This is a genomic window from Salipiger sp. PrR003 (genome assembly GCF_010500785.1).
GTDB classification, from domain to species: Bacteria; Pseudomonadota; Alphaproteobacteria; order Rhodobacterales; family Rhodobacteraceae; genus Salipiger; species Salipiger pacificus_A.
In genome coordinates this window covers 200,382-217,525 of sequence record NZ_JAAGOV010000076.1, presented here as the reverse complement: position 1 = coordinate 217,525, position 17,144 = coordinate 200,382, and the positions used below count along the sequence as shown (strand labels likewise).

Annotated in this window: 13 protein-coding genes; 10 read left to right on the top strand and 3 right to left on the bottom strand. The window is 59.1% G+C overall.

Annotated elements, in window-relative coordinates:
* Positions 1–18 precede the first annotated feature (18 nt).
* The 6 genes from G0D83_RS25625 to G0D83_RS25605 all read left to right on the top strand — a co-directional run bounded on the left by G0D83_RS25625 (position 19) and on the right by G0D83_RS25605 (position 10,398).
* Positions 19–1,545: a hypothetical protein gene (locus G0D83_RS25625; RefSeq protein WP_164197398.1), complete on the top strand. Its 1,527-nt coding sequence runs from the start codon at positions 19–21 to the stop codon at positions 1,543–1,545.
* A gap of 71 nt (positions 1,546–1,616) precedes the next feature.
* A complete protein-coding gene (locus G0D83_RS25620; RefSeq protein ID WP_164197397.1) occupies positions 1,617–5,363 on the top strand; it encodes a helicase C-terminal domain-containing protein in 3,747 nt (1,248 codons plus the stop codon).
* Between the two features lie 366 nt (positions 5,364–5,729).
* Entirely contained in the window at positions 5,730–5,855 is a 126-nt protein-coding gene (locus G0D83_RS32580) for a hypothetical protein (RefSeq protein WP_255455867.1), read from the top strand.
* Between the two features lie 347 nt (positions 5,856–6,202).
* Positions 6,203–8,707, top strand: coding sequence for a DNA topoisomerase 3 (locus G0D83_RS25615; protein WP_164197396.1), 2,505 nt, complete (start codon positions 6,203–6,205; stop codon positions 8,705–8,707).
* A gap of 63 nt (positions 8,708–8,770) precedes the next feature.
* A complete protein-coding gene (locus tag G0D83_RS25610) occupies positions 8,771–9,763 on the top strand; it encodes a thioredoxin fold domain-containing protein (protein ID WP_164197395.1) in 993 nt (330 codons plus the stop codon).
* Positions 9,760–10,398 carry a hypothetical protein gene (locus G0D83_RS25605; RefSeq protein ID WP_164197394.1) on the top strand — a complete coding sequence of 213 codons (639 nt, stop codon included), beginning with the start codon at positions 9,760–9,762 and terminating at the stop codon, positions 10,396–10,398. The genes G0D83_RS25610 and G0D83_RS25605 overlap by 4 nt, the downstream gene beginning before the upstream one ends.
* 153 nt (positions 10,399–10,551) lie before the next feature.
* On the opposite strand, the gene G0D83_RS25600 is transcribed toward G0D83_RS25605, so the two are convergent.
* From G0D83_RS25600 to G0D83_RS25590, 3 genes are all read right to left on the bottom strand, one after another.
* Positions 10,552–11,091 carry a hypothetical protein gene (locus G0D83_RS25600; RefSeq protein ID WP_164197393.1) on the bottom strand — a complete coding sequence of 180 codons (540 nt, stop codon included), beginning with the start codon at positions 11,089–11,091 and terminating at the stop codon, positions 10,552–10,554.
* 75 nt (positions 11,092–11,166) lie between these two features.
* On the bottom strand, positions 11,167–11,382 hold the full coding sequence (locus tag G0D83_RS25595) for a hypothetical protein (RefSeq protein ID WP_164197392.1): 216 nt from the start codon (positions 11,380–11,382) through the stop codon (positions 11,167–11,169).
* A gap of 89 nt (positions 11,383–11,471) precedes the next feature.
* Positions 11,472–12,041: a hypothetical protein gene (locus G0D83_RS25590; RefSeq protein ID WP_164197391.1), complete on the bottom strand. Its 570-nt coding sequence runs from the start codon at positions 12,039–12,041 to the stop codon at positions 11,472–11,474.
* Positions 12,042–12,321: 280 nt separating this feature from the next.
* Between G0D83_RS25590 and G0D83_RS25585 the strand changes: the two genes are divergently transcribed.
* The 4 genes from G0D83_RS25585 to G0D83_RS25570 are packed head-to-tail and all read left to right on the top strand — an operon-like array spanning position 12,322 to position 17,133.
* Positions 12,322–12,924 carry a type IVB secretion system apparatus protein IcmL/DotI gene (locus tag G0D83_RS25585; protein WP_164197390.1) on the top strand — a complete coding sequence of 201 codons (603 nt, stop codon included), beginning with the start codon at positions 12,322–12,324 and terminating at the stop codon, positions 12,922–12,924.
* A 12-nt stretch (positions 12,925–12,936) separates the two neighbouring features.
* Complete coding sequence (locus G0D83_RS25580; protein WP_164197389.1) at positions 12,937–14,094, top strand: DotH/IcmK family type IV secretion protein; 1,158 nt, start codon at positions 12,937–12,939, stop codon at positions 14,092–14,094.
* Between the two features lie 11 nt (positions 14,095–14,105).
* Complete coding sequence (locus tag G0D83_RS25575; RefSeq protein ID WP_164197388.1) at positions 14,106–15,509, top strand: DotG/IcmE/VirB10 family protein; 1,404 nt, start codon at positions 14,106–14,108, stop codon at positions 15,507–15,509.
* A gap of 55 nt (positions 15,510–15,564) precedes the next feature.
* Complete coding sequence (locus G0D83_RS25570; protein WP_164197387.1) at positions 15,565–17,133, top strand: hypothetical protein; 1,569 nt, start codon at positions 15,565–15,567, stop codon at positions 17,131–17,133.
* The last annotated feature ends 11 nt before the right edge of the window (positions 17,134–17,144 follow it).

The following is a 17,144-nucleotide window of genomic DNA, read 5'->3' as shown; positions in this document are numbered from 1 at the left end:
AATAGGAGAGCTATTCAAATGGCACCACGTTTCAAAAACAAGAAGTCCAGCGGTGGCGGTGGCGGAAACTTCACCCCGAAGACCACTGTCTCGGCGCTTCTGAAGGACCCAAAGAAAGACCTTCAGGTCACCGAAGATTCCATCACATTCAAGGTGGAGCTCGCAAGCAATGCCATGGCAGGTTTCGACAGCCGCTTCGCTGCAGGCACCGAGGTCGAAATTCAGGTCGCGAGCGACAGAGTTGGCGCGGCCAAAAATCAGCTTGGCAAGATCGAGAAGTTCCTGAAGTCGAATGTCTACATGACTTTCGAGAACTGCAGTGTGCAGGGCAACGGGCTCGTGTGTTCTTGGGTCACCAACATGTGCCGAGAGCTCGAGAAGGACGGCGTCCAGACAAACATCGCGATGTTTGACCAGTTCGTCAAAGTGCATCCGAAGCGCACCAGCAACGACCGCTCCTTCCAGATGATCGAGATCTTCAGGGCCGAGAATGCACAGTCCCTGGTGGGCGCCGGCTCGGATGCAACTTCGGAGGCGATCAAGTCGATCGTGGCAGACCTCGAAGGCATGGAACGAGACGCCTTCGCAGATGAGTGGCTGACCCGCGCCCGCGAGTTCGACAACCTGTCCGTGCTGGAGCAGCTTGGTGTCGTCTACGACTCCTATTCGTTCTTCCCGGAGTTCAGCGTCATGGCCGGCAGCGGCTATCAGGCTGGTCTGCGCATCGTTGACTTCGACGATGAGGTCGAGGCGGCAGACAAGTTCAACTTCGCCAATATCTGGGGCGGTCTGGTCAAGGAAGAGACTTCTGAAGGCGAAGTCGCCTATCGTTCGCGAACCTTTGCTGAGGCAATCTCCGCAAGCGTGACGCCCCAGGGCAAAGACCCGATCACCTACGAGGCCATTCTCGAAAAGGGCATCTCGGGCGCCATGGAGCACCTTGCATCCGCGGACGCAGATGGCGAGGTGACCTACGGCAATGACTTCATCGACAACCTGGTCGACTATCTCGAGTTCCTCCAGAGCGATGAGGCCAAAGAGGCTGAAGATCTTCTGATGGAGGTCATTCCGGTCATCCGCCAGAAGACCGGGGTAGGATCGCTCGACAACGCCGACGAGATGGCAGCACCGTTCAACATGGCGGCAAAGCCCTTCACCGGCAGCGACGGTCAGGAGCGCCAGAGGACTCACAACGTGATCGGCACCGCCGATGTCGTGCTGATGGCCCGCAAGGACCAGGATACCGAGCAGTTCTTCGAGAGCTATTTCGTGTCCAAGGTCAATCCGCACCACATGTTCGGCACGAAGCAGATCCCGGCGCGTCTGACGCAAACGGCCTACGTTCCGAAGATCCTTCCGACCCCAAACACGGCCCTGGTCGAAGGTCTCGATGCGGAGCTGGAAGGCCTCGCGAAGGCCACCGCCAAGCGCTACGACCCGCGGGAGTGGAGCAAGTCCAACTCGAACGAGAATTCGAACGAGAACGACAATGAGAACGAGCGGGACCTCGAAAACGAGGGTCAGTCCCCGGGTATGAACGCCTGAGGCTCGGCCACGCCGAAGAACACAGGGCCCGCATGAAAGTGCGGGCCCTCTTTTTATGAAGAGAGCATTTCATGAGCGATCGGACGATTGATTGGGTAGACCTGGGAGATGAGAGCACTCTCTTCCGGGCACGTTTTGAGGACACTGGCCTTGAATGCATGGCCATTCAAACGGGTGACGAGCCTGCGTACTCCGTCCTGCAAACTCTGAAAACTCTCGGCTTCACTAGGATCGGCACCTGGTTCATCCGTCCGGGAAGCGAAATCAAGATGTCTGAAATCTTGGAGGCGTTCCCGGCTGCAGTTCGCCGCAGAACCCTTATTACCGAAACCAGGCTGGCGCTCTTGGATCCGACACCGCGGGTGCTTCAAGGGCTCCTGACGCAGAAGACGGTCAGCACCGGGGGCGGGGACAGCCTGCCGATGCTCAACAGTTTCCAGGCCAAATACATGCCCGCAAGCGCCGGGGGCGAGCCAATTGCGGCCATTCCCCTTAGCCTTGCAGCAGGGACCGCTGAGGCGCTTCAATCTGTTCGCGATCGACATGGAGACATCGACGAGTGGGTCTGCAAGGAACTCGCCTACCCCACCCTCGAGGCCATGCATGCCGTTCTCTCTCCGGAGCAGATTGATGCCGTGGCCCTCTCCATCGACAGCATCGGCTATGGCTCCGGAACCATCTGCGCCGACCAGACCGGCCTCGGAAAAGGACGCGTTGGTGCCGCCCTCGCCCGCTGGGCAGCGCTGAATGATCGCCTTTTCGTCTTCCTCACCGAGAAGGCCAACCTCTTTACCGACTTCATGCGAGATGTGATCGACATCGATGCCCTGGAGATCATCGGCACGCCGTACATGATGAACGACGGGGCCAAGATCCTCGATCAGCTCACCGGTGAAGTCCTGTTCAAATCGCTCCCAGCCAAGGAAAACAAGAAGGTCATCTCCTCCATGACCTTGCCGGAAGGCACCAAGATGGCCATGGCGACCTACTCGCAGTTCAACCGGGCTGGCTCTGCCAAGGGGCAGTTCTTCGTTGAGCTCTGCAATGGGGCGCACCTGCATGCCGACGAAAGCCATAACGCAGCCGGCGAGGGGTCGAACACCTCCGTGACCTTTGACGATGCCGTAGAGAGGGCTGCCAGCTATTCCTACTCTTCCGCGACCCACGCCAAGCGAGCGGCCAACCTAAAGGCCTACATGCCGCTACTGCCACTCTCCGTCCGCCGGCTGGAGAACATGGTGGAAGTGCTCAATTCAGGTGGCATGCCCCTTCTCGAGGCGCTCTCCCAAATGCTGGCACGGACCGGCCGCCTGATCCGGCGCGAGCACGATCTGTCTGACATGAAGATCCCCGTGGTCTTCGACGAAGCCCGCAAGGATCAGCATGAGGCGCTCTCGGACGAGCTCGCTCCCATCCTGTCCGAAATCAGTCGTCTCAGCATGGATATCGCAGGTCACCTCGAAGAGAAGACCAACGATCCCGAGGCCCAGAAGAATAAGGACGTCTACTACTCCGTTCACTGGGGTGTTCGCTTTTCAGCGCTCAAGGAACAGTTCCTGGCCGCTTGCAAGATCGATCACTGCATCGAGCAGTCTGTGAAGTCTTTGCTCAACGACAAGAAGCCCGTCATCGTGGTTCAGAACACCATGGAAGCTGTTTTGCGGGAGGTCATGACTGACGAAGATGGCACCCTACGAGGCTACCTCACCGATGCCAACGGCAACCAGCGCCCTGCCAGCTTCAAGGATGTCCTAAAGCTCCTCGTAGACCGCTCGATGACGGCGCGCAAACGCCGAGGCCGAGAGGATCCTGAAAATATCGAGATCGAGGACCCCGACCTCCTCGATAGGGCCCAGCACCTCAAGGAAATGATCGAGTTCTTCCCGATGCTCGCGATCTCGCCCATGGATGCCATCATCGAGGGTATCGAGGCCGAGGGCCGGCTTCTGCATGCACAGGGAGTCATCGAGCAGCCCTGGCTGATTGGTGAAATCTCGGCCCGGGGTGTGAAGATGGCCCAAGGCGAGGTGGTGCCTGCCAAGGAGGGTGATCGGAACGTCACCATCAACCAGTTCCAGAACGGCCATTTCGACGGCATCGTTCTCACCCAGGCCGCATCGACGGGCCTCTCCCTTCACGCCAAGAAAGGCATCCCGGACCTTCGGGTTCGCCATATGTTGGAATTTCAGATTCCAAGTGATCCGGTTGACCGCGTCCAGTTCTGGGGTCGGATCAAACGCCGCGGCGGGGTCAACGAACCCGAGTTCACTTGCCTGGCAACTGCGACATCGCTCGAATTGCGCAGCCTGGCCGCCCAGAACAAGAAGGTGGAGGAACTCAGCGCCAACGTCTCCGGCAGCGGCGAGGCCGCAGTGAAGCTGGACGTGCCGGACCCTATCAATGCCCTTGGGGACCGGATCGCTCGGCGCATTCTCCTCGAGAACCCGCAGACGGCCATCAAGATGGGGATTTCTCTGAAAATTGAGGAAGAGGAGTCTGCCGAGTCCCTCTATTACGTGAACAAGCTCCTGTCTCGCTTGGCCCTCGTGAAGACCGCAGAGAGGGACGCCATCTATCACACCTTCATCGAGGCCTACCAGGATGCCCAGCGCGCACTTGCGGCGAAGGGGATCCACCCTACCCGCCCGCGGGAGTTGCCTGGTCGCTGGCGGGAGGTTCACCGCGAGCTGTTCGATCCCGGCAACCCCGAGGACGGTCCGGTCTTTGGCGCCCCGGTTTTCCTGTCGACAATCGAGCGGGAGGAGTACGTCTATCCGATCGGCCGAGAAGACCTCCTGTCGATCCTCGAGGATCGCATGTCTGCCGATGAGGCCATGAAGGAACAGCGTGAAGCCGTTGCCGAGTTTCTCAAGGAGCACCGTGGCGACTTTCTGAAAAGGGCTCTGCCCAAGACCTACAAGTCAGTCATCCAGGCTCTCAATGCCCGTGAGAACAACCTGGTCAAGGTGGAGTCTGATCGCCTCACTGGCATTCAGCGCTCACTCAGGGAAATGCAGCCCGGTTGCCAGCTCACCGTCACCGACGACAACAACGAGCCTCTCACGGGCGTCGTCATCGGGCTCAAGCTGCCCCGTGACCCCGATGACTACCATAAGGCCGGCGCCTACACGGTCGACTACCTGCTGCCCGGCGACGAGGAGCCCCGCAAGGCTACGCTCGCGACCCTGAGGAATGATGCCAACTTCAAGCTTCACAAGGTCTCCGGCACCTATGAGCACGACTTCTCTGAATTCGACAACCTCGAGAGCGGCAAAGTCACCATTCAACGCAGGGTTCTCGATGGCAACGCCTTCATGGCAGCTGTCTTGTCTGCCCAGCGCGACATCGGCACAACGACCCGGATCACCATGGAGGATGGCACCACGCAATCTGCAGTTCTGCTTCCTTTGTCCCGGCACAATTCGATGTCGGCCATTCCCGGGCGGACGACCGACCCGGAGATTGCCTTCGATATCCTCAGCCAGGGCGGTGAGATCTTCACCAACGCGTCAAACCGGAACGAAGGCATGATCATCGAAGCCGACGGGCCGAAGCTCAGGATCACCATTCCCGGCAAGAAGTCCTTGGCCAAGGTCTATCAGGTTCCCGAGTTCGAGAATATCACCGGTAAGCTCCAGGGAGACTGGCGCGGGATGCGGGGATGGATCGATCCAGATGATCTCCCTACCCTCGTCGAAGTCATCCATGGAAAGGGGGAGTCTCTGAATTTCTCGGGCCTGTGGCGGGAGATGGCTAACGAGGCATCTATGGCGAAGTCGAAAGAGACCGAATGCTCAGCGCCGATGGTGGCTGCTTGATCTCCTAGGCGAGATTAGTTCCCCATTCCTGCGATCTCCGCCTGTTACCGTAGCAATTGGGAGAAGGTGAACGAAGGTCATCTCGGGGGGATCGAAACCGGCGACACCCCGTTCTGCGGAGAGTTCGACCGGGCTGCCATGGAAAATGCGAGGCGCCGCCTCGCGCTCCATTGCCCACCAGGTATAGGACGTCTAGGTGGCGCGTGCATCCATAGGGATAGGGCGGCTCATCCAGAAATGTTTGCCTAACCCATGAGTGCTATGCCAGACCTCCCAAATCTCTGGCCGCTAACCTGCTGTGAGGCTGCCTCGCAGTCCCGGAGATTGGTAGTGATCACGCCAGACATTGTACAGAGGACGTTTTTCATGAGTGATTTTGAGATCGAGCAAGCAGTCCGGAACAAGAACCTCCGTTGGTTCAAAGCACAAGCAGTCGAATTGATTGCTGGTGCCGTGATCGTGCTTGGCGTGTTCAATTACATGGTCGGGTAAGACCCAGGTAGATCAAACGGGGCCGCACCTGGCCGCCCGCTATCTCTCGCCGGAAATTCAGCAGCGTTTCAACCTGCATTTTCGGGTGCCGGATCCGTTAAAACAGAGGCTTGTCGGCGTTTTCAGAGTTTCGCGATAGGTGCTCCTCGACGCACTCTGCTGGTGCGAACATATCTGAAGATGCGCAGCCTGACTGCCTACAAGAACAAATTCTCGCACGTTGGTGATGGGTTGTGCTGCTCGCACAAGATGTGCGACATCATCCCCCCCCTGCCGCCGGCCACGCGTAAAACCGGCTTTCAGGATTTCTTAGTACGTCTCCGGGTGACAAACCCCAAGGACGTGTTTTGGCACAGCATCTATACATCGCAGAGAAGCCTTCGCTCGCTGAGGAGATAGCGAAAGCTCTCGCGGACATAAACAACACGAAGGCCTCCAAGTCGAACGGGGCCTGGCAGGTCGGCGAGGATGAGGTCTGCTGGCTGTTTGGCCATATGTACGAGCTCTGCGAGGCCAAGGAGTACGACGAGCGGTTCCAGAAGTGGAACATGGATGACCTGCCCATCATCCCCGAAAAGTGGAAGCTGAAAGTCATCGACGACAAAAAGGGGCACGTCTCCGGCATCGCCTCGCGCCTGAAGAAGGCCAAGTATGTCGTCAACGCCGGCGACGCGGCTCGTGAGGGGCAACTCCTTGTCGACGAGCTTCTCATCGAGAACGGCTGGGACGCATTTTCAGAGAATACCAAGCGGCTGTGGGTGAAGTCCTATGCTCGTAAGGACCTGATCTCAGCAATCGAAAGCATGAAGCCCAACTCCGAGATGGAGCGGCTCTACCTGGCTGCTATCTGCCGCCAGCGTGCCGACTGGCTCCACGGCATCAACCTTACGCGCCTCTACACGAACAAGGCTCGTGCCGGCGGCACAGACCAACTGGTCAGCGTCGGCCGCGTGCAGACCCCCACCTTGCGACTCGTGGTCGACAGGGATCTCGAGATCAAGAACTTCAAGGCAGTCGATCACTACCTCCCCCAGTTCCTGTTTACCCATGAGAACGGGACATTCGAGGCCAGCTATATCTTACCGGATGATGGCCCTGGCCAAGACAGCGAGGGCCGCCTGACGGACAAGGCAGTAGCACAGGAGGTTATGGATCGCGTCGCTGGCAAACAGGGGCAGGTCACGCAGTTCGATGCCAAGGATAAGAGCAAGTCCCCACCCCTCGCCTATTCGCTCTCTGCGCTACAGACTGAGTGCTCAGCTAAACTCGGCTTGTCAGCAAAACAGACCCTTGAGGTTGCGCAGAAGCTCTACGATCCGCCTCTGAAGCTGACCACCTACCCGCGTTCGGATAGTCGCTACCTGCCCATGGCGATCTTCAAAGACGAAGCTCCCGCTATCCTGGAAAATCTATCCAAGGTGGATGCTCAATTGGGTGCGGCGGCGCAGAACGCCAACACCAAGCTCAAGAGCCCAACCTGGAACGACAGCAAGACCAGCGACCACCACGGCATCATTCCAACCATGGAAGCAACCGCGGATAAGATCGCGAAGCTCTCGGGCGTGGAGGCGAAGGTCTTCGACATCATCGCCAAGACCTTCGTATCCCAGTTCTATCCTGATCAGCGTTGGAAAGCGCTCTCAGCCAAGGTGGCTGTCGGGGACGATCGTTTCACGGCCTCCGGGCGCAAGGAGATCGACGCCGGTTGGAAGGTCGTCTTCTCAGGAGAGAGCTCGAAGTCGGAGGACGAGGACGCGGAGGGTGAAGACGCCGGGCAAAGCCTACCTACTATGTCGAAGTCGGATCCTGTCACCGCCGGCCAGGGGGAGGTCAAAGCCAAGCGGACGACGCCGCCCCCGGCCTTCACAGACGGTACTCTGATCGCCGCGATGAGCAACGTGCACAAGTTCGTTCCTGACAGTGAGGCCAAGAAGCGCCTCAAAGAGAACGACGGTCTCGGCACCGAAGCGACCAAGTCGAACATCATCGAGACCCTGATCAAGCGGAAGTTCCTGCAGCGTCAGGGCAAGAACAAGCTAGTATCCACCCTCACCGGCCAGTCAGTCATCGAGGCTTTGCCGAACGAGATTACCGACCCGGCTCTCACGGCTGTCTGGGAAGGGTTCCTGGACAAGGTTTCGGACGGCGAGTTGCCCTACGAGAAGTTCATGGAGGGGCAGATCAAGAACGTCGAGAACCGCGTGGCAGACGGGAAGATTGCCGACGTGAACATCAAGGGCGGCAAGAAGATCACGCCTGTCGAAGGTCACGGCGACACCTGCGCCAAGTGCGGCACCGGCAAGATGATGACCCGAGAGGTCCGCAAGGGAAAGCACAAGGGCAAGAAGTTCCTCTCCTGCGACCGCTACCCAAATTGTGACGCAGTCGAGTGGCCGAAGCCCAAGGTGGACCCGATCGAGGGGCATGGCGATGACTGCCCGACCTGCAAGCAGGGGAAGATGGTCACCCGGCTCATTCAGACCGGGGAACATAAAGGCAAGAAATTCCTGTCCTGTGATCGATACCCACAGTGCAAGGCTGTCCAGTGGCCCAAGCCGAAACCCATCGACGGGCACGGCAAGAAGTGCTCCAAATGTTCGGACGGCATCATGGAAACCCGAAAGTCCAAGAAAGGCACCTTTTTCCTGAGCTGCAACAACTACCCCAAATGCGACGCGGCCGAGTTTCCTCAAAGCAACGTCAAGCCCATGAAGGGGGATGGCGAGACCTGCAGTAAGTGCAAGAAGGGGACGATGCGGACACGGAAGATCTCGAAAGGCCAGAATAAAGGGAAGACCTTCCTGTCTTGCGACAAGTACCCTGAATGTGACAACTCGATCTGGCCAAAATAGGATAGATTAAACCGGATTAAACGCCCTGCTGGTACTGCTTACCTCGTATTTTGAGGTATCACGATGAAGAAACTGATTTTCTCGAGCGCCATGTCTTCAGTCCTGGCGCTTCCAGCTTTTGCTCAGGACGATCGCCAGCCGCAAATCCCGTCCATCCCATCGGACAGCGTCATGCAGGCGTTGTCCGCAGACTCTGAAAAAGGTGTTCTGAAATATCTCATCGACAGTGGTGTTCGGCTGACCTACCTCGGAGACGCAGGCGGGCTGAAAGGATACCTCGGGGAGAGCCCGTCGGGGAAAGTGCAAACCTTCTACGTCACCCCCGATGAGAAGCATGTCGTTGCCGGCGTTCTTTTCCGCGAGACCGGCACCAATGTCACCGGCGTGCAGATCGCGGACATGGAAAACCGATACCGGGCCGCCCAGCGCAATGCCGAGATTGCGCGAGGCGAGACCGATGTCGAGGTGACGGCTGTTCCCGAACCGGCTGTCACCAACGGGCTGAGCGAGGTCTCGATCCCCGAGGTGCAAAGCGGAGCTGCGGCACAGCAGGACGTCTCCGAATACCTGTCTGATCGTGCAGGCGATGGCGTTCGCCAGGATCTGGAAAGCGCGGCCTGGTTCCAGGTCGGAGTGGACGATGCGCCGGTTGTCTATATGGTTGCTGACCCCAATTGCCCCTACTGCCACCGCGCCTGGCAGGATCTGCGCCCCCGCGTCGTGAACAGGGAAGTCACCGTGCGGATCATCCTGATCGCTGGCCTTCAAGGTAGCGAGGCGAAGGCGCTGTCCCTGCTGTCGCGCGATGTTCCCTCCCGGGCGTGGTTTGCCGGAGAAGGTTCCACCCGTATGCAGCCAGTTCAGGCGCCCCCCGCCGCCGGGACCGACGCGTTCAAGAACGCCAGCCGATACCTCGATCGGAACATGGACCTGTTCGAGCAGCTCCAGCTGACTTCTACCCCGACGCTCTTCTACTACGATGAAGAGGGCACGCTCTATGAAAGCGATGGTCTGCCCCGCGACATGGATGCCTTCCTGGCGGAGGTGGCCCAATGAGCGCTGAAGTCGTTGCCCTGAATGGCCTTCAAGGGGCCGGAAAAAGCACCGCGGCCGACCACTTTCTCGCGCAGGGCTTTGTGCGCGTTAAGATGGCGGACACGCTCAAGCGGATGACCGAGGTGATCCTCGACGAAGCTGGCGTGGAGACCGACGATATCTGGCGCCTGATCGAAGGCTCGCAAGCCGACAAGATGGAGCCCATCGCTTCCCTGCGGGGCACCACCTGCCGCCACATCATGCGTGTGCTTGGCAATGAGATCCGCAACCTGATCTATTCGGACATCTGGGTTGAGATCGCCTGCTCGAAGGTGCGTCGCCATCTCGAGGCGGGGCGCAAGGTGGTCATCGACGACATCCGCTACCCCAATGAGATTGCGATGCTGCAATACATGTTCGGTGCACGCCTCCAGACTCTGAAAATCGAAGGCGCCGATCACGATGAGAAGGATTTCAGCGACGCACACCCCAGCGAGCTGCCGCTTCCAGACGCGATGTTCTCCCATGTCTTGCGGAACGATGGCACCGTTGACCAGTTGCACAAGGCCCTCGAGCACGTCCATGCGGCCGGGCTTCAAAATCGGCCGGGCTTGCGGATCACTTGCGGGGAAGCGCTCGCTCCCCAAATGGCATGAGTTAGAAATCTGAGGCCCCGCTGTATCAGCGGGGCCTCTTGACTGACGGCATTGCGCTTCCCATGTACTGGTTGAGATGAGGGCGCGGGATCACGAGTTACCCCGGATCATCTCGAAGAAGCCGGACAATCAGAGTTGAGCAGCTTTCCGCTCTCACTTCGCTGCGCCCGTCCTCTCGAGCGTGGCGGGGTCGATTTCCCTCAACGTCAGCAGAGCGTTCAACCTGCGCGCGGCGGGGCCAGCCCGAAACCACTTCGAGGCCGCAACCAGATTGAGACGCGGACAGCGTTGACCTGCTTCTTGGGGTTCGAAGGCTTCCATCACGGCTTCCACAATCTCGTCGATCCGGTATAGGCCCCCGACGACAGGCAATGGCATCTTGCGCTGACTGAGCGCCGGGCGACTTACCCCGAGCCTCCGGGCCACAGCCTTGAGTGTCACCAGGTCAGGCCTCACTTCGCGCAGGACAGTGCCCGCGGGCAAGGATTTGATGAGACCCCTTGCGGCGTCAAGGATCACCGTCTCAGGATCAGCCCCTGACGCTTCAAGTTCCACTCGCAGAAGGCCGGTATGGCCTGTGCCCACGATGGCATCTTCATGGCCTGTCCCGAAAACAGCATCGGACAGTGCAAAGGGATCGTGCTCACCTTCCGGGAGCAAGAAGACGAGTTCGAATTGGAGCTCTTCAGTCATCTATGTTCCTTGCCGCTGCTTCCCATGTATCAGCCTCTTCAGCAGACACCTCAATGGTCTCTCGGCGCGCCCGGATCACTTGGGCTTGGGGATGTATTTGTAGGCAGGGTCGTTGCTCTTGGCCCGAGCAGCGGGAGAAGCACTAGCGTTGCCATCACCGAGTGCTTGGGCCTCGAGGGCCGTCGCAATTCGTTTGAGGGCAGCGACAACCGATAGGATCGCCCAGATGACGAAGACAAGCGGCGCGAGATACACGATCAGGAGGATCACAAGCGTTGTGTCGGGCAGCATCAGTCTGGGGTTCCTTGAAGTTCTAGTCGGTGAACACATGACCCTGAATGACAGGGGACTTCAATGGCACCGCTCTGGAAACCTAAGGCTCAGTCGTCGCTGTCGTGCTGTTTCTTGCAGCGATCGCAGATGCGGTTATGGGCGCCCTCGCTCCAGAACGGGTTCTCGCAGGTCAGACAATTGCGCATACGCTCCTTGTAGCGGGTGTCCTTGATGGTCCCGCGTTCAGCGTAGGGCTGCGCCTTCTTGTCCTTGTCCAGGGCCCGGTCCATGATTTCCTGAATATGGTCTGGAATGTCGATCTTCTCGGCAAGCTCCGCCTCACTGGCAAAGCTGTCCTGAAGTTTTGCTGCGATCGCATCCACGCTACGGTTGAGGTCCTCGGCGATCGAATAGATGTCGATCATACCCCGGCCGGTCGTGTTGGCTTTCAACGAAGCCTCCAGTTGGCGCTCCTCACTGCGTGACCAGCGCCGACGATGTCTCTGAAGTTGCTCGCTTCGCCTGGGGAGCGCGATCCGGCTCGCCTGAGTTTGTACTGACGACTGGCTTCGGCCCAGAAGGATCGAGATGACCACAATGCTCCCGATCTCATCCCAAGTCTTGATGAGCCGTTCAGTCTCTTCTGGTTTCCATGGTTTTCTTTGAATTTGGGTCATGTGGGCGTCCTGATCTGAACCTAGGCATCTGCTGTTAAGGACAGATTATCATCAATGGATAAAATCCGGTTGAAAGCCGGTTTTGCCCCCATTTAAGAATTATCCTGAATATCAGCCACAGTATCAGCGGCCGCAGATCGACGGCCAGGGATGTTGGATGGCTAAGGACCAAAAGAATAAGACCAGCACAAGGCCAGCTTCCGGGCGCATAGCGTCGGGACCGAAGAAGCGTGCGAAGGGTGCTGCCGGGGAAATGCCCCGTGCACCAATTGAAGATGTGGTGGCAACCAGGCTGCTGCGCGACACCATGGTCCGGGAAAAGGTGTACCTCCAGAACAAGCTGCTTCTGGTCGTGTGCCTGGTCTTGGCGCTGTCGGTGGTCGCCAACGTCTTTCTTGGCTTGCGCAAGCAGGAGGTCCGGTACTTCGCCACGGATTCCAACGGCGGCATCCTGCCTCTGACTGCACTCGACCAGCCGGTGCAGTCGAACAACCAGGTTCTCAGCTGGGCGACAGAGGCAATCACCCGAGCCTACACCTACGATTTCGCCAACTACCGCCAGCAGTTCCAGGAATCCCAGAGCGCCTTCACCACCGAAGGCTGGAGGGGCTTCCTGACCGCATTGGAAGAAAGCCAGACACTCCAGCGTGTGAAGGCGAACCAATATGTCACCACGGCTGCCCCGCGGGCCGCGCCGGTGGTGGTCGCGGAAGGCTATCTGAACGGCCGCTACGCCTGGAAGATCGAGCTGCCCATGCTCGTCACCTACCAAGGGCCCAAGAGCAAGCCCACGCAGGACCTGGTGGTGCAAGCCGTCATCGTGCGCCGTTCAGTACTCGAAAACCCCAAGGGCATCGGCATCGCCCAGATCATTGCCCAGTAAGAGGTCCATTTCATGATGCATCATCGCAACCGAATTCTCGCTTCTCTGGCCGCAGCATGCGCAATCTACGTGTCCGCTGGACCTGGCGCTCATGCCGGACAGGAGACGCCCGAGATCGTGATCTATTCTGCTCAGAGCAATCCGCAGAACCCGATCAGAATTCAGAATGCCCAGGCGCAGGTGCGCAATCAGGTGGTCGCCAGCGCGCAGGCCATCCGGCCCGACGTTCAGCCCAGCGCCGTCGCGGCGATTCCGGAAAGCTCGATTTCAGACCTGCCCGAGTTGTCGGCCGAAGACGCCAAGGCGATGGCCGAGATCTTCAAGATCATCGAGAACAGCAACGCGGTCGCGGAAATTCAGGCGGATGACCCTCTTTCGGGGATGTCTCCGAAGCAGCGGGCCTTCATTGAAGCCATGCAAGGCGTGGTTCCGATGACCCCCGAGCAAATCCTGATGTTCAAGAAGCGCTATGAGGAGACCCGCAGGGCCGAGCGCCAACAGGTGACTGCTGACCCGAAGAGGACCATTCGGTCGATCGATCTGTCGCTCAAGCCGGGAGAAGAAATCCCGGTCATCCGCATGCAGCTGGGTCAGGTCTCCACGATCACGTTTTCTGACCGGAATGGTAACCCCTGGCCTGTGCTGACTGTTACCCCCGGTGATCCAAATGCATTTGCCGCCCAGCCTGCAGGGGAACAGGGCGTGACCAACATCATCGTGGTGAACCCGAGAACCGACTACGCGTCCTCGAACATGGTCGTGACCCTGGTCGACAATCCTGTCCCCGTACTGCTGACACTGGATGCGCGGGACGAAGACGAGGTCGATTTCCGCGTTGACGCCCGCATCGATGATGTGGGGCCCAACTCGAACTACGCGATGACCGAGAACCTCAGCCTGTCCCCGACCGGCGACAAGACGATGATCGCGTTCCTCGATGGTCTGCCCCCTCGCGGCGCAGATGAGATGGAGACCAGCGCATCTGGAGTGGAATCCTGGCTCTACGGAGGGAAGATGTACGTGCGCACCCACGGCGAGGTACTCTCTCCAGCTTATATCGGAAAGAGCTCGAACGTCAGTGGTGTGAGCGTCTTTGTTCTTCCCGAGAGCCCCATCCTACTCATCTCCCAAGGCGGCCGTCTGGATACCGTCTCGGCCCGCCGTAACTAAGGAGCGTCCCAATGGCAGACGAAAAGAAAAACGTGTTCAAGACGATTGCCGGCGACAAAGGCTCCAAGCGGATGCTGATGTTTCTGGGTGCCGTCATCGTTGGCATCATTGGCATCGTGGTCTTCTCCGGCGGAGACGAGGCGACGGCCCAGTCTGAAAGCCGCACCCGCTCGGCCCCCAACCAAAGCGATGATGTGATCAGCGGCGAGGTGAACGAAGCCTACGAGCGCGTCCTGAGGGAGGCCGATCGCCAGCGCATCGACGAGGCCAAGAACTCCGGCAAGTCAGCTCTGCCGACGCTGACCGGAACCGATGTCCGCGATCAGACCGAGCTCGAACTCAAGCTCGAGAAAAAGGAGCCTGAGATCATCCGCCCGCAAGTGTCTCAGCCCAAAGACGTAAAGCCGATCGAGATCCCGGATGCGCCTGCAAAGGTTGAAGAGCCCCGGCCAACAATCATTCCTCGCGAGACAGTAAACATCGAAGCGCCGACGCTGACACCGAGAGGCGGAGCCACCCCTCAGGGACAGCCGGCTCAACCTCAGTTGGTCGAACGTCCGCAGCCTCAGACTGATGAAGCCCTCCGCAATCTTTACGTGCAGCAGATGGCGCGGATCATGCAGCGTGTCGATACTGTCCCAGGCGAACCTACTACCGCCTATTGGTACCAACCTCCTGCGGAGATGTCCGCGGCCGCCGGAAGCTCGGGCTCCTTCGGCGCCTCTGATGGCGGGGTCGAAATGCCTTCTGCCATCCTGCAGGCGCGGGATAGCGCAGTGGGGACGAGTTCCCAGGACGGCGAGATGGCCGCAGCTAGTGCCGGGTCGGTGCCTTCAGGGTCAGCCTCAGAGCTGCCGTTCAAGGCCCCTCTGGCGGGAGACATCATCTATGCCACCATGGTCACCCGAGCAGACAGCGATGCCCCGGGGCCCATCGTGGCGAAGATTCTCCAGGGCGATCTGGCAGGTGCGCGTCTTCTGGGTAACTTCTCGCTCTCCAACGAAAAGCTGATGCTTGAGTTCTCTTCGATTTCCATCGGCGAGACCATGAGCGGCAAAAAGGTGGATGGGACCTTCCCGATCCGGGCGGTTGCTGTCGACACTGCTCATGTGGGCACGGGGATTGCGACGTCTGTGGATCGGCACCTGCTGAGCCGCGTCGCTGTCAAAGCGAGCACGGCATTCCTTTCTGGTCTGGGCACTGCGATTTCAGAGTCCGGGCAGACCGTCAGCAACCTTGGCGATGGGCAATCCGAAGTTGCCACTGCAGAACGGTCCATGCGGAGCAATGCGCTCATCGCAGGGGGAGCTGCCGCCCAGGAAACCGGCAACATCATCGATGAGTACCTTGGTGCCCGCCCGACAACCGTGCGCGTGGAAGCCAACACCCCACTGGGAATTCTGTTCCTTGAGTGAATTCACAGTGGGGAAACCAATTGAGACAAATTCTTCAAGGATAGTGGAGTAAGACATGGCCGCCGACGACGACGATTTTGCAAAAGACCTGACCGAAATGGCCCAAGGGGGCTTTCCTGGCGCCGGCCCCGATGGGGACGATGACGATGAGATCTTCGGCAGCGATGGTGACTTCTTCGATGACCTCGATGAAGAGGATGATGACGTCCCTCCCCCTCCAGGCAATGGAGGAGACGACTTCGCAGATGGCTTCGATGAAGACGAGGACGGAGATTTCGAAGATGAGGACGAGGAAGAGGATGATGTCCCTCCCAGCGGCGCCTTGGACGAATTCTTCAGCGACGAGGACGAAGATGAGGACGACGGCCACATTGAGGAGGATGACGACGATGAGGACGACGAGGGCCCTGTCGCCAAAGAGGGCTCAAAGAAGGGTAAGATGATCTTCTTTGGCGCCGTGTCTGCCATGGCCTTGCTGGTCGGTGGCGCAGGGTATTTCGTTGTGCTCCCCATGCTTACCGGGGGTGGTAGTGCGCCTCAGCAATCCGCTCCGCCCGCATACACCCAACAGGCCAACCCTGGATACACGCCGCCGACGTCCAATGCCCCGCTTGCGATCCCGGGTGAAGAACGCCTGGCCGGCAATCAGGCACCAAGCTTCCCGGCAATGCCCGGGAGCGAGACACAGGCCCCGTCTCCCTCTATCGGCCTGCCGGTACGAGGTGAGGAGCCTTTGGATCTGGGTGGTTCCCCATCGGATTCCCAGTCCTCAGGAAACAGGCCAGGGCTTGAGCTCCCTGATTTCGGAAATGCAGGAGAGCTCGAAGCTTCCCCTGCCGCCCTCGAGGATACTCCGCTCCCCGAGGCTACGCAGAGCTCGAAGTCGAATGAGCAGATTGCCAATGTTCTGACCAAGCTGGATGACGTGCTCAACCGCCTCGACAAGTTCGAGGACGATGTCATGACCAAGGAGGAGACACGCTCCTTGGTGGATGAGGTCGTTTCCAAGCGTTTGATGGACCTGCCAGCCCCCTCTTCAGAGGCATCTGCTCCGGCGAAGGAATTGAGTGCTCTGCAGGCCTCACTTGACGAGCTTTCCGAACGCCTCAAAGGCATCGAACAAGCCAATGGAGAGAAGGTTGCGAACCTGGAGAAGCGGGTGGCTGAGCTCAGTGCTCAAAAGACCGCGGCCCCTGCCAATACTCCGAGCCTCCAGCTTCCCGTTGTCGCAGACACCCCACTTACGGTCGGCACCGGCATCAACCCGGCACCTTCTGAAGCGGACTCTGAAAAAGCGCCTACGAAACCGGGTGTGAAAACGGCATCCGTCAAGAACTCTGAATCTGAAGCCGCACGACTTCGCAGGGAGCTTGCGGCGAAAAAGCGTGAGTTGGATGCCCTGAAAGCCCGCGGCAACGGTGTGCAGCCTCCGAACCGACCGCACATCTTCACGGAGTATCGTCTCGCTGGGTTGTCCAACGACCTCGTGTGGATCGACACTCCAACTGGAGTCTCCATGTTCGGTGTCGGGCAGGAAATCCCAGGCGCTGGCCGGATCCGCGAGTTCATGCGGATGAATGGCAACTTCGCGGTGGTCACCGAGAGCGGCGTGATCATCCCCTGAATACACGCCTC

Coding starts and splice junctions, on each gene's coding strand:
- G0D83_RS25580 (WP_164197389.1), top strand. CDS start 12,937: ATGATGCATCATCGCAACCGAATTCTCGCTTCTCTGGCCGCAGCATGC.
- G0D83_RS25575 (WP_164197388.1), top strand. CDS start 14,106: ATGGCAGACGAAAAGAAAAACGTGTTCAAGACGATTGCCGGCGACAAA.
- G0D83_RS25605 (WP_164197394.1), top strand. CDS start 9,760: ATGAGCGCTGAAGTCGTTGCCCTGAATGGCCTTCAAGGGGCCGGAAAA.
- G0D83_RS25570 (WP_164197387.1), top strand. CDS start 15,565: ATGGCCGCCGACGACGACGATTTTGCAAAAGACCTGACCGAAATGGCC.
- G0D83_RS25600 (WP_164197393.1), bottom strand. CDS start 11,091: ATGACTGAAGAGCTCCAATTCGAACTCGTCTTCTTGCTCCCGGAAGGT.
- G0D83_RS25595 (WP_164197392.1), bottom strand. CDS start 11,382: ATGCTGCCCGACACAACGCTTGTGATCCTCCTGATCGTGTATCTCGCG.
- G0D83_RS32580 (WP_255455867.1), top strand. CDS start 5,730: ATGAGTGATTTTGAGATCGAGCAAGCAGTCCGGAACAAGAACCTCCGT.
- G0D83_RS25625 (WP_164197398.1), top strand. CDS start 19: ATGGCACCACGTTTCAAAAACAAGAAGTCCAGCGGTGGCGGTGGCGGA.
- G0D83_RS25610 (WP_164197395.1), top strand. CDS start 8,771: ATGAAGAAACTGATTTTCTCGAGCGCCATGTCTTCAGTCCTGGCGCTT.
- G0D83_RS25620 (WP_164197397.1), top strand. CDS start 1,617: ATGAGCGATCGGACGATTGATTGGGTAGACCTGGGAGATGAGAGCACT.
- G0D83_RS25590 (WP_164197391.1), bottom strand. CDS start 12,041: ATGACCCAAATTCAAAGAAAACCATGGAAACCAGAAGAGACTGAACGG.